Below are 12027 nucleotides of genomic sequence, written 5' to 3'. Positions count from 1 at the left end.
GAGGTCCGGGCCGAGGCCCCTGCCGAGGTCCTTGCCGAAGTTTTTACCCGGGCCGCCCAGCCCTGCCGACTCGCCGCGCAGCCCGTCGCCCGCCCCCGGGTGTTTCCCGGGGTGCTCGCCCCGCACCGACTCCGGGCCCGGCAGACCCACGGGGCCGGCGGTGGCGGCGGCCAGCGGCAGCACGACGGCCAGCGCCACGGCGCTCGCCAGCGCGACCATGCGGAGGTTGGCACCCCGCGGCTCGCCGCCCCGGCCGGTTTCCGCGGCAGTCCCGCCGGGTTCGGCGAGGGGCCCGCCGGCCTGCGCAAGGGACCCATCGGATTCCACGAGGGCTCCGTCGGGCTCCGCGGGCACCCTCGACCCGCCGGACATACCGGATGTGCCGGACACTTCGGGCACACCGGATGCAGACGCACGCTCCATGGGGACCACCTGAGACTCGCCGCGCGGACGCTGAATGGATCGCGGGGACGGCTGGGACGGGCTCGGGACACCCCGGCCTCGGTTCGACCGGGCCCGGCCGGCATCGCCCGGCACAGGCCCTCACCCCTGAACATAGCGGTCAGGACAGGGCTCGCCCCGGGGCCGCGCGGTGGAATCCCGCAGAACTCGGACGGGCTTACACCCGTACGAGTGAGAGCGCGTGCGTCTCCCGTCCGTACGCGCTCTCCGTGTGCTCGTACCGGCGCCTCTCAGGAGCGCCCTGACCGCAGCCCTGCGGTCAGTAGGCCAGCCGGCTGCCGCCGCCCGGCGTGCCCGCGCTCTCCTCGACGAGGACGTCGACCAGAGCGGACACGTCCGGCAGCCACGGCGCGGTGGACCGGGTCGTACCTTCCCTACGCTCCGCGCGCTCCGTCCGGTCCCCGCGGAACGTACGGATCCCGCCACCCGAGGCGCCGTTGACAGATCCGGCCGGGCCACCCCGGCCGCCGGGCAGCGGCGCCCGCTCCCAGCGCACCCTGCCCGCCCCCGTGGGCGACGGCGGCAGGGCCACGAAACCGCCCTCCCCGTGGAAGAGCAGCGAACCGGGCACCCAGTCCTGGCGGTGGAGCAGCTCGCCCAGGACCTCCAGGGAGTAGGGGGCCACGAGCAGGGCCCAGCGGGTGGGGGTGGCGACCACGGGGCCCAGGCGGATGCCCGCGCGGTCGAAGGCCGCCAGAGCGCGCGCACCGGCGACCGCGGGCAGGCTCACCGCGCAGGGCGCACGGCCGCCCGTGGCGAGCACGACGGGTGCGTCGGGCCGGTCGGTCCACCACCAGCGGACCATACGGGCGTCCGTGGTGGCCGCCAGCAGCCCCGGGTCGAAGGGGTGCGCACCGGGGGCCGCGCAGTCGGGCTGCGGGCAGCTGCACCGGCGTACGCGCCCGCCGTCGGGCCGCAGGCCCACGCCGGGCAGCACGGGCCACTGCCATTCGGTGGCATAGGCCAGGGCCGCGGTGAGGACCGCGGACCGGTCGCCTCGCCTGAGCGAGAGCTTGCGTCGCCTTCCGAGGATCTCGCGCATGAGCGCTCGTTCCTTTCCGTAAACGCCGAAGTCGGGACCCCCGCCGGTGGCAGGGGCCGGATCACGCTGTTGGACTGCGTGCATGCAGTGCATGCACGCACTTCTGAACTGCCTTGCGACTGCCTTGCGGCCGCCTTGTGACTACCTCACAACTGCCTTGTGACTGCCTGGCGACTGCTCAGGGACTGCCTAGCGGTTTTGCGCGGCCGTACGGGTGGTACGGATGGAACTCGCTGCACTGCTGCGCCGAACGGGCCCACCGGCGCGCCGGAGCAGCCGGCCTGCGCACCGGCGTGCCACGGAAACCCGTAAGGCGCTGCAAGGTCCTGCACGACCCTGCACAGCCCTGCGCGGTCATTGCACGGCACTGCGGGACTGCCTACTGGAACTGCACCTGAACTGCACTCGGGCCGCGTCCGAACTCCATGGCACTACGGCCCGACATGGCGCGCCGCTCAACACGCCGGGGCTCTTTCCAAGCCGGCACACCACGTGGATCACTAGCCACTGCTTGTACAACGCAGCGCATCACGCCACGGGCCGAGCGTGAAACATGGCGGGGGGTGGCGCGCGTATGGCGCTTCGTGCCGAGCCTGTCGCCCCTCGCCTGCGGCATGGGTTTCCCCATCGCCCTCGGGTGCGGGCGCGGCCGTCGCCGGTTAAGACGCTCGGGCCCGCCGCCGGGTTCCGGGGCGGCCCCAACTGCCCCTGCCCTTCTTCGTGTACGTACCCACCGGTGTGGATATGACGCGCTGTCGAGCAACGTCAGTCGACCGCAAATCCATGGCCTCCGGACCATTTTCCGGCCAACTTTGAAACCCCATAGACACCACCAATCCCACCGGTTCAATGCTGGACATCTCCTTGCCCGGGCGTGTACATGTGGAGCACCGATAGCGCGCAACGCGACAGGGGGTTTGCGATGCTATTCATGAGAAAACACAGGTCAAGACGGTGGTCAAGAGGGAGCGGCGAAGCACCGCGGGCCCTGGTGCACACGCGTGCCCGGCGCGCCGGGCCCCCACCCGGTCCGGGTAGCCGGTCATGACCACGCCCCACCTGCCGAAAGTGGCCGGAATCAATCCTCCGCTCCCCGCTCCCGCGCAGACTCCCGCCCCCGCATCTGCCGCCTCCTCCGCAGATCCCCTCTCGCCTGCTGCTTCCGGAGCGCCCGGAACAGACGCATCAGCAGACACCGGCGCCGCCACGGACCCGTCCGCCGCTGCCGCCTCCCCCGGCTCCTCGGCCTCCTCCGGCCCGGCGCTTCTCCCCGGCCCCGCCCTCCCCGCGCCCAACGCCCTCGTCCAGGACCGCCTCGCGGGCTGGATCTCCGACCTCACCACGCTCCAGGAGCTGACCGAGCGGCTCACCCGCACCACCACCCTCGACGCCGCCCTCCACGAGGCCCTGCGGGCGGGCGCGACGCTCGTGGGCGCCCGCCGCGGCCTGGTCACGCTGCACCCGGCGACGGGCCCCGGCCGCGACCACCCCGTCACCGTCGGCTTCGGGCTGGACCACGCGGACCTCGGACACATCGAGACCATCCCGCAGGCCGGGGCGGGGCCCGTGGTGCACGGGGCCTCCGGGGCTTCCAGGGTTTCCGGGGCCTCGACCTCCAAGACCTCTGCGGCCTCCGGAGACTCCGGTTCCTCCGAAGGCTCCGGGCTCTCCGAAGGCTCCGAAGGCTCCGGGTCGGAGGCCGCGCAGGAGGCCGTCCCCGGTCCCTACGGCCGGCTGTTCGACGATCTGCCCCCGACGGGCTCCCGTACGGGCACCGCCCACCCCGACGTCGCCTCCGACGAGGGCCTCGACCCCCGTCACCGCGAGGTCGCCGCCCGCCTCGGCTACGGCGCGAGCTACGCCGTCCCCCTGGAGACCGACGACGCGGGCCGGATCGGTGCGGCCGTCTGGCTGTACGACGAGCCGGCCGAGCCCACCGAGCGGCAGCGCCACCTCGTCGGCCTCTACCGCGACCACGCCACCGAGCACCTCGCCCGCCAGCTCGAACTGGCCGAGGCCCGGGAGGCCGTGGCGACGCTCCGCGAGGAGCTGCTGCCGAGCAGACTGCCCCGGACGCCGGGCGTCCGGCTGGCCGTCCGGCACCGCACCGGTCCCCTCGGCGGCGGCGACTGGTACGACGCGCTGCCGCTGCCCGAGGGCGCGCTCGGTCTGGCCGTGGGTGGTGTCGGTGGTTCCGGCCCCGGCGCCGTGGCGGCCATGGGCCGGCTGCGGGCCTCCCTGCGGGCGTACGCCGTCATGGAAGGGGAGGATCCGGTCGCGGTCCTCTCCGACCTCGAACTCCTGCTGCGGCTCACCGAGCCGGCCCGCGCGGCGACGGCGCTCTTCGCATACTGCGAGCCGGCCGACCGCAAGGTCCTCCTGGCGGGGGCGGGCCACTGCCCGCCGCTGATCATCGGCGACCACCGCGTCGAGTTCGTTGAGACGTCGCTGTCCGCGCCGCTCGGGATGCTCGCCTGCTGGGAAGCGCCCAGCGTCGAGATCGAGCCCGCCCCCGGAGAAACGCTCCTCTTCTACAGCGACGGCCTGCTGCACCGGACCGGCCGGCCGATGGACCGGGCCTTCGCGCGGCTGCGCACCGCGGCGGCCGGGGTGCCGAAGGCCGCGCGCCGGGACCCGGAGGCCCTGGTGGAGCACGTGCTGCGCACGATGCTGCCGCAGGACGGCCACAGCGCCTGGGACGGGAGCGAGGACGTCGTCCTGCTGGCGGCCCACTTCGAGTGACCGCCCCCTCCGACCCCGTTCCCTTCCTCGGATTTTCCTCATAGTTTCCTCGTATTTCGGTCGCACATACGATGGAAAGCGCCCCGTCCGAGGAGGAAAGCAGTGACCGAGCAGCAGCCCGCGCCCGAGAACCCCGAAGGCGACGAGCCGATCAAGCAGCGGAAGAACGGCCTCTACCCCGCCGTCTCCGACGAGCTGGCCGAAAACATGAAGACCGGCTGGGCCGACACCGAGCTGCGCGACCTGCAGCCCGTCGAGCAGGCGCCGCACACGGCCCGCCGCCGCGCCGAGCTTTCCGCGCGCTTCCCCGGCGAGCGCCTGGTGATCCCGGCGGGGAACCTCAAGACCCGCTCGAACGACACCGAGTACAGCTTCCGCGCCTCCACGGAGTACGTGTACCTCACCGGTGACCAGACCGAGGACGGCGTGCTCGTCCTGGAGCCGACCGGCGCCGAGGGCCACCGGGCCACGATCTACCTGCTGCCCCGCTCCAACCGCGAGAACGGCGAGTTCTGGCTCGACGGCCAGGGCGAGCTGTGGGTCGGCCGCCGCCACAGCCTCACCGAGGCCGAGCAGCTGCTGGGCCTGCCGGCGCAGGACGTCCGCGAGCTCGCCGACGCCCTGCGCGCGGCCACCGGCCCGGTCCGCGCCGTCCGCGGCCACGACGCCGGCATCGAGGAGGCCCTGGCCGACAAGGTCACCGCCGAGCGCGACGAGGAGCTGCGCGTCTTCATCAGCGAGCAGCGGCTCGTGAAGGACGCCTTCGAGATCGGCGAGCTGCAGAAGGCCGTCGACTCCACCGTGCGCGGCTTCGAGGACGTCGTGAAGGTGCTCGACAAGGCCGAGGCCACCTCGGAGCGCTACATCGAGGGCACGTTCTTCCTGCGCGCCCGCGTCGAGGGCAACGACATCGGCTACGGCTCGATCTGCGCCGCCGGCCCGCACGCCACGACCCTGCACTGGGTGCGCAACGACGGCGCGGTCCGCTCCGGCGAGCTGCTCCTGCTGGACGCGGGCGTGGAGACGCACAGCCTCTACACCGCCGACGTCACGCGCACGCTGCCGATCAACGGCGCTTACGACGACCTCCAGCGCAAGATCTACGACGCGGTGTACGAGGCGCAGGAGGCCGGCATCGCGGCGGTCAGGCCGGGCGCGAAGTACCGCGACTTCCACGACGCGGCGCAGCGCGTGCTGGCCGAGAAGCTGGTGGAGTGGGGCCTGGTCGAGGGCCCGGTGGAGCGCGTCCTGGAGCTCGGGCTGCAGCGCCGCTGGACCCTGCACGGCACCGGCCACATGCTCGGCCTGGACGTGCACGACTGCGCGGTCGCCCGCACCGAGACGTACGTGGACGGCGTCCTGGAGCCCGGCATGGTCCTGACCGTCGAGCCCGGCCTGTACTTCCAGGCGGACGACACCACCGTGCCCGAGGAGTACCGCGGCATCGGCGTCCGCATCGAGGACGACATCCTGGTGACCGAGGACGGCAACCGGAACCTGTCGGCGGCGCTGCCCCGTACGTCCGCGGACGTCGAGGCGTGGATGGCGTCCCTGAAGGGCTGAGGACGACCGTCCGCTCAGGGGTCCCTGCGGTGGTCCGCAGGGGCCCCTGAGCGCATCATGGCCACATAGCGCGCACCCAGGGAGGTGTGGGAGCCATGAGCAAGTACATGGACGTCCATCACGGCATGAAGGGCATCACTGCCGACCAGCTTCAGGAAGCGCACCGCAGGGACCTGGCCATCGAGGCGGAGGAGGGCGTGCACTTCGAGCGGGCCTGGGCGGACCCGAAGTCGGGCACCGTCTACTGCCTGTCCGAGGCGCCCTCGGCGGATGCGGTCAAGCGCGTCCACGCCCAGGCCGGGCACCCGGTCACGGAGGTCCATCCGGTACCGCTGACGATCGGGTGACCGTCGAGCTGCCTGTCGAGCTGACCGCCGCCTGACGGCCGGGGGACGCGAGGATCACGGCAAGGCATCGCAACGCGGAGATGCGGAGATCACGACGCCCGGAGCGCGGAGATCACGACGCCCGGAGCAGCGCCGCGTCCTCTCTCCACTTGAGGATCTTGTCGAAGGTGACCACGGCCCCTTGGCGGCCGGGGCGGTTGCGCACGCGCACGTGGTCGGTGAGCGACTCGATGAGGAAGAGACCCCTGCCGTGCTCGTCCTCGGCGGGGGCCAGGGCCCGCGGCGGCTGCGGACGCTGCCGGCGGCGTTCCTGCGGGCGGGGCTGCTCCGGGAAGCCCGGGCCGGAATCGGTGACCTCGATCCGGCAGGTGTCGCCGTCGATGAACGCCGTCACGAGATAGCCCGTGGAGGAATCGCCTCCGTGCTCGACGGCGTTCGCACACGCCTCGCTCAGGGCGAGCGAAAGATCATAGGAAATGTCGGGGTCGACGCCGGCCGTCTCCATCGCGCCGATCAGCAACCGCCGCGCGAGCGGAACGCTCGCGGCCTCCCGCCGCAGATGGAGTGACCACCAAATGCTCATGCTCAGCCTCCTGGCCGCGGCTCGACATACCGATACGTATAGCCAGCGCTGACGCCCCGTAAGCCTCCGGAGCGTGTGAGACCGCTCATTCGGACGACGCGCCCGGCGGGTGCATCGGTGTATGGCAGTAGACGGGAGTGCGCCGGTGCGCCCCTGCCGGGTGGAGATCGAGCGCCCCCTGCTGTAGGGGAGGAGTAAGCCCGGTGGGATGATGGCGCAGCCATGTCTCACCCCGTCGGGCGTGTCGGCGCCGATCTGCGACTGATCCGGGCCGCGGTGTTCACCGCGGTCTGCGTTCTGCTGTCCGCGGGCGGGCATGTGCTGGCGTCGTGCGCGAAGGTGCCGCTGTGGACCCTCGCGGCAGGCTTCGTGGCGGTGTTCGCCGTGGCCGTGCCGCTGGCGGGGCGGGAGCGTTCGCTGCCGTCGATCGCCGCGGGTCTGGCGGCCGGGCAGCTCGCACTGCACACGCTCTTCGGCATCGGCCAGCAGGCGGCCGGGATGTCCGCGCGGCAGACGGCCACCGAAGACCGGCTGATCACCTTCGCTTCGAAGCTGGTCTGCAACCAGCCGCACCTGATGTCCGCATCCGACGCCCGCCGCGTCATCACCGACGCGGGCCTCGACCCGGCCGTGCACCCCCTGCAGCAGTCGGGGGCGGCGGTCACCGGCGCGGGCTCCGGAATGCACTCCGCGATGTCCTCCGGCTCGCTGCTCGACGCACTCCCCCTCTCACTGCCGATGCTGCTCGGCCACCTGCTCGCGGCGCTCGCCGCGGGCTGGCTGCTGCGGCGCGGCGAGGTGGCGCTGTGGCGCGTGGTCGCGCTCTCGGAGCGGTCCGCGCGCGAGGTCGCGGAGACCTCTCTTGTACGGGCGTTGCGCACCGCTTTCGCGTTCGTGGGCACCTTGGGGGAGACGGCCTCCGGGAAGCCGCCGGTCACCGGTCCGCGCCCGTCCGGGGACGAGGAGCGGCCCGCAACGGAGCCGGTGCTCCAGCACTTCGTGATCAGGCGGGGCCCGCCGGCCCTCGCCCTCGCGGCCTGACGACGCGACACCCCTTTCCCTTCCCCGAGCAGCCGAGCGCCTCCCGCTCTGCAGCGCGCTCGCGCACGTCCGTACACACGGCGCATTCCGGGCAGGAGGGCGGGTCGCACGATCGTCGTCGCCGCACGCGTGCCACCCCCCTTCACCGATTCCTCCCGCCCCTGGAGCGTCCCCATGAACGCCAAGACCGCTCGCCGCCGCCTCCCCGTCATCGGCGCCGTCGCCGCCGGCACCGTCCTGCTCCTCGCCGGCCCCGCCGCCGCGCACGTGAGCGTCCAGCCCGGCACCGCCGAGAAGGGCGGCTACAGCACCATCGCCTTCAAGGTGCCGAACGAGAAGGACAACGCCTCGACGGTGAAGCTCGAGGTCACCCTCGACCCGAAGCACCCGCTCTCCTCGGTGATGCCCCAGCCGGTCCCCGGCTGGGAGGTGAAGGTCGAGAAGACCAAGCTGGAGAAGCCGCTGCAGACGCACGGCAAGACGATCGAGGAAGCCGTCAGCAAGATCACCTGGACCGGCGGCAAGATCGAGCCGGGCCAGTTCCAGCAGTTCCCGCTGTCCGTCGGCAAGCTGCCCGAGGACGCCGACGAGCTGGTCTTCAAGGCGCTCCAGACGTACTCCGACGACGACGTCGTCCGCTGGATCGACGCTTCGAAGCCGGGCGGCGCCGAGGCCGAGCACCCCGCGCCCACCCTGAAGCTCGTCGCCAAGGCCGCCGCCGACGGCAAGAAGGCGGACGCCAAGGACACCGCCAAGGGCGATGACAAGGCCGAGAACGCGTCCGGGAAGACCGGCGAGGGCGACGGCGGTTCCGACACCACCGCCCGCACGCTCGGCATCGTCGGCATCGTCGTGGGCGCGGCGGGCGTCGCCTTCGGCGTGCTCGCCGGGCGCCGCCGCCCGACGGCCTGACGCACGGACCGGCCGGGCGCCGGGCCCCTCACCGGGCCGGCGCCCCGCCCCGCACCACCGACCCATCTCTGGAGAAGAGCTCCATGCGCACCCGCATACTGGGCGCGGCCCTGGCCACGGCCGCCGCGCTCACGCTGACCGCCTGCGGCGGCGGCTCGGACGACGGCGGCGACAAGCCCCTGGCCGACGTCTCCGCGGCGCCGAAGAAGGCCGCGATCACCCTCGACACCCCCAAGACCAAGCCCGACCTGGTCCTCACCGACACGGACGACAAGAAGTACGAGCTGGTCAACGCGACCAAGGGGCGCCCGCTCCTCCTCTACTTCGGCTACACCTACTGCCCCGACGTGTGCTCCACGGTCGTCGCCGACATCGCCGCGGCCGAGAAGACGCTGTCCAAGGAGGACCAGGAGAAGCTCCAGGTCGTCTTCGTCACCACCGACCCGGAGCGCGACACGCCCAAGCGCATGCGCGAGTGGCTGGACGCCCAGGGCGGCCAGGACATCGTCGGTCTCACCGGTGACTTCGCCACCATCCAGGCGGCGGCGAAGAGCGTCGGCATCTTCGTGGAGAAGCCGAAGAAGGAGAAGGACGGCTCCATCACCGTCAGCCACGGAGCCGAGGTGGTCGGCTTCTCGCCGAAGGACAACGGCGGGCATTGGATCTACACCACCGAAACCAGCAAGGACCAGTACTCCAAGGATCTCCCGAAGATCATCAAGGGAGAGAACCCGTAATGCGCAAGACCACTGCCGCCACCGCCGCCACCCTGCCGCTCGTCCTCGCCGGCGGGCTCCTGCTGCTCACGGGCTGCCAGTCCGAGAAGGACGCCCTGGCGTCCGACAAGCCGCAGCTCTCGGTCAGCGGCGCCTACCTGCCGCAGCCCGCGATGACCGACATGGCCGCCGCCTACCTCACCGTCAGCAACGACGGTGGCAAGGCCGACCGGCTCACCAAGGTCACCAGCCCGCTCTCCGGTGACATCACCATGCACACCACCGAGGGCTCGCAGATGAAGCACGCGGCCGCGCTCGACGTGCCGGCCAAGGGCGAGCTGAAGCTCGCGCGCGGCGGCTCGCACCTGATGCTCGGCAAGCTCGACCACAAGCCGAAGGTCGGCGAGAAGATCGAGTTCACGCTGCACTTCGCCACCGCCGGACCGGTCAAGGTCAAGGTGCCGGTGGAGTCCACGACGTTCCGTCCCAAGGACTGACGTGCGATGAAGACCCTGACCGCCGGGCGGCTGCTGCCGGTCCTCGGCACGCTGCTCGCCGCGCTGCTCTGCGCGCTCGGGCCCGGGGCGGGCAGCGCCTCGGCGCACGCCGCGCTGACCTCGACCGACCCGGCCTCCGGGTCGGTGGTGCCCGTCGCGCCCGAGAAGGTGAAGCTCACCTTCTCCGAGGGCGTCCTGCTCAGCGCCGACTCGGTGCGGGTCCTCGACCCGCAGGGCGAGCGCGTCGACGAGGGCAGGCCGGCGCACGTGGACGGCAAGTCCAACACGGCGTCCGTCGGGCTCGCGGGCGGAATCGCCGACGGCACCTACACGGTGGCCTGGCAGGCCGTCTCCGCGGACAGCCACCCGGTGGCCGGGGCCTTCACCTTCTCCATAGGCGCACCGTCGAAGACGGCGGCGAAAGTGACGACGGCCGGGGCCGACCCGGTCGTCGACGCTCTCTACACCACAGGTCGCTATGCGGCCTACGCCGGTTACCTCCTCCTCGTCGGCGGCTGCGTGTTCGCAGGCGTGTGCCGCTCCTCGAGGCCGGTGCAGCGCATCGCGGTCGGCGGCTGGATCGCCCTCTTCGCCGCGACCTCGGCGCTCCTGCTGCTGCGCGGCCCGTACACGGGCGGCAAGGGCATCGGCGCCGCCTTCGACCTGACCCTCCTCGGTGACGTCCTGGCCACCAAGCCGGGCGCGGCGCTGCTGTCCCGCCTGCTGCTGCTGAGCGCCGCCGCGGTCTTCCTCGCCGTCCTGTTCGGCTCGTACGCCCGCGAGGACGGTGACCGCACGGGCATGGAGCGCCGCGACGTCGCCTACGGGCTCGCGATCGGCGGCGCGGTCGTCGCCGTCGGGCTCGCGGCGACCTGGGCCATGGCCGAGCACGCCTCGGCGGGCCTGCAGCCCTGGCTCGCGATGCCGGTCGACGTCCTGCACCTGCTGGGCGCCGCGGTGTGGCTGGGCGGTCTGGCCTCCCTCCTGGCCGTGCTGTGGACGGGGGAGCCGGTCCGGCGGGCGGACGTGCAGCGCTTCTCCCGGCTCGCCTTCACCTCGGTGTGCGTGCTGGTGGCGACCGGTCTCTACCAGTCCTGGCGGCAGGTCGGCTCGTGGGGCGCGCTCACCGGCACGGAGTACGGCCGCTGGCTCCTCCTCAAGGTCGCGCTCGTGGCGTGCATGCTCGGCCTCGCGTACTTCTCGCGGCGCTGGACGGGCCGGCTCACGGACCGCCGCCCCGCGGCGAAGAAGGCGGCTCCGTCCGCCAGGCCGGCCCAGGCCAAGGCGGCGGTCCCCTCCCGGGAGGACAAGGACACTTCTCCCGAGCGAGCCGCCCAGCTCGCGCGCCAGCGGGAGGCCCTGGAGAAGGCCGCCGGGCAGCGGCGGCGCGACGCGGACGAAGGGCGCAGCGGGCTGCGGCGCTCCGTCCTGGCCGAGGCCGGGGTCGCCGTCGCCGTGCTCGCCGTCACCACCCTCCTCACCGGCACCCAGCCCGGGCGGGCCGAGACCGAACAGCGGCAGGCCGCCTCGTCCGGAGGCGCGCGGACCACCGCGCCGGACGCCTCCGGCCCGGCCGAGGTGAAGATCCCGTACGACACCGGTGGCACGAACGGGCGAGGCACGGCCCTCGTACGTATCGATCCGGCGCGCTCGGGCAACAACTCCCTCGACGTCTCCGTGACCGACCCGGCCGGCAAGGCCGTCGACGTACCGGAGCTGGAGGTGTCCTTCACCGAGACGCGGAAGAACATCGGCCCGCTGCGCACGTCCCTCAAGCGCGGCCCGGCCGGCCGCTGGCAGGCCTCCGGCTTCCAGCTGCCCATGGCCGGCGAGTGGCAGCTCACCCTGACCGTACGGACCTCCGACATCGACCAGATCACGGAGATCAGGAACGTGAAGATCAACTGATGACTGAACGATCCCAGGACGAAGAGAAGACCTCCCGCGGCCCACAGGCCGGGAAGGCCCCGCAGGCCCCGCAGGCCCCGCAGACCGAGAAGGCTGCACAGGCAGCGAAGGGCACGAAGGCCGCGAAGGCGGGCAAGGCCGGCAAGGCCGTGAAGGAGGCCAAGGCCTCCACGGCGGCGGGAACCGCCGCGGCCACCAAGCCGGCGGGAGGCGC

At 72.6% G+C, this 12027-nt stretch carries 10 protein-coding genes and 2 pseudogenes; 9 read left to right on the top strand and 3 right to left on the bottom strand.

The annotated features are described in order from the left end of the window. A pseudogene (locus V7793_RS24425) lies at positions 1–327 on the bottom strand (hypothetical protein); the annotation flags it as partial. Positions 328–721: 394 nt separating this feature from the next. Beyond that, on the bottom strand, positions 722–1504 hold the full coding sequence (locus V7793_RS24420; RefSeq protein WP_336009956.1) for a bifunctional DNA primase/polymerase: 783 nt from the start codon (positions 1502–1504) through the stop codon (positions 722–724). A gap of 1044 nt (positions 1505–2548) precedes the next feature. On the opposite strand from V7793_RS24420, the gene V7793_RS24415 reads away from it, so the two are divergent. The 3 genes from V7793_RS24415 to V7793_RS24405 all read left to right on the top strand — a co-directional run bounded on the left by V7793_RS24415 (position 2549) and on the right by V7793_RS24405 (position 6156). After that, positions 2549–4246, top strand: coding sequence for a PP2C family protein-serine/threonine phosphatase (locus tag V7793_RS24415; protein ID WP_336009955.1), 1698 nt, complete (start codon positions 2549–2551; stop codon positions 4244–4246). 102 nt (positions 4247–4348) lie between these two features. Next, the gene (locus V7793_RS24410) at positions 4349–5809 is read left to right on the top strand and encodes an aminopeptidase P family protein (protein ID WP_336009953.1); all 1461 of its coding nucleotides are present in this window, start codon (positions 4349–4351) and stop codon (positions 5807–5809) included. Between the two features lie 95 nt (positions 5810–5904). Further along, positions 5905–6156: an SCO4226 family nickel-binding protein gene (locus V7793_RS24405; protein WP_336009951.1), complete on the top strand. Its 252-nt coding sequence runs from the start codon at positions 5905–5907 to the stop codon at positions 6154–6156. A 112-nt stretch (positions 6157–6268) separates the two neighbouring features. Here V7793_RS24405 and V7793_RS24400 read toward each other — a convergent pair whose 3' ends face one another. After that, positions 6269–6739 (bottom strand): ATP-binding protein, encoded by a 471-nt coding sequence (locus V7793_RS24400; protein ID WP_336009949.1) that lies wholly within the window; start codon positions 6737–6739, stop codon positions 6269–6271. A 222-nt stretch (positions 6740–6961) separates the two neighbouring features. Between V7793_RS24400 and V7793_RS24395 the strand changes: the two genes are divergently transcribed. The 6 genes and pseudogenes from V7793_RS24395 to V7793_RS24370 form a co-directional block, all read left to right on the top strand. Further along, the gene (locus V7793_RS24395; protein WP_336009947.1) at positions 6962–7780 is read left to right on the top strand and encodes a hypothetical protein; all 819 of its coding nucleotides are present in this window, start codon (positions 6962–6964) and stop codon (positions 7778–7780) included. Between the two features lie 174 nt (positions 7781–7954). Then, positions 7955–8692 (top strand): YcnI family copper-binding membrane protein, encoded by a 738-nt coding sequence (locus V7793_RS24390; RefSeq protein WP_336009946.1) that lies wholly within the window; start codon positions 7955–7957, stop codon positions 8690–8692. A gap of 83 nt (positions 8693–8775) precedes the next feature. Beyond that, complete coding sequence (locus tag V7793_RS24385; protein ID WP_336009944.1) at positions 8776–9429, top strand: SCO family protein; 654 nt, start codon at positions 8776–8778, stop codon at positions 9427–9429. Then, on the top strand, positions 9429–9905 hold the full coding sequence (locus V7793_RS24380) for a copper chaperone PCu(A)C (protein ID WP_336009942.1): 477 nt from the start codon (positions 9429–9431) through the stop codon (positions 9903–9905). The genes V7793_RS24385 and V7793_RS24380 overlap by 1 nt, the downstream gene beginning before the upstream one ends. Before the next feature lie 6 nt (positions 9906–9911). After that, the gene (locus V7793_RS24375; RefSeq protein ID WP_336009940.1) at positions 9912–11813 is read left to right on the top strand and encodes a copper resistance CopC/CopD family protein; all 1902 of its coding nucleotides are present in this window, start codon (positions 9912–9914) and stop codon (positions 11811–11813) included. Further along, positions 11813–12027, top strand: a pseudogene (locus V7793_RS24370) (hypothetical protein); the annotation flags it as partial. The gene V7793_RS24375 and the pseudogene V7793_RS24370, both read left to right, overlap by 1 nt.

Source organism: Streptomyces sp. KLMMK (assembly GCF_036961605.1).
GTDB classification, from domain to species: domain Bacteria; phylum Actinomycetota; class Actinomycetes; order Streptomycetales; family Streptomycetaceae; genus Streptomyces; species Streptomyces telluris.
The sequence above is the reverse complement of the archived record's forward strand: the minus strand, read 5'-3'. Positions and strand labels throughout refer to the sequence as shown.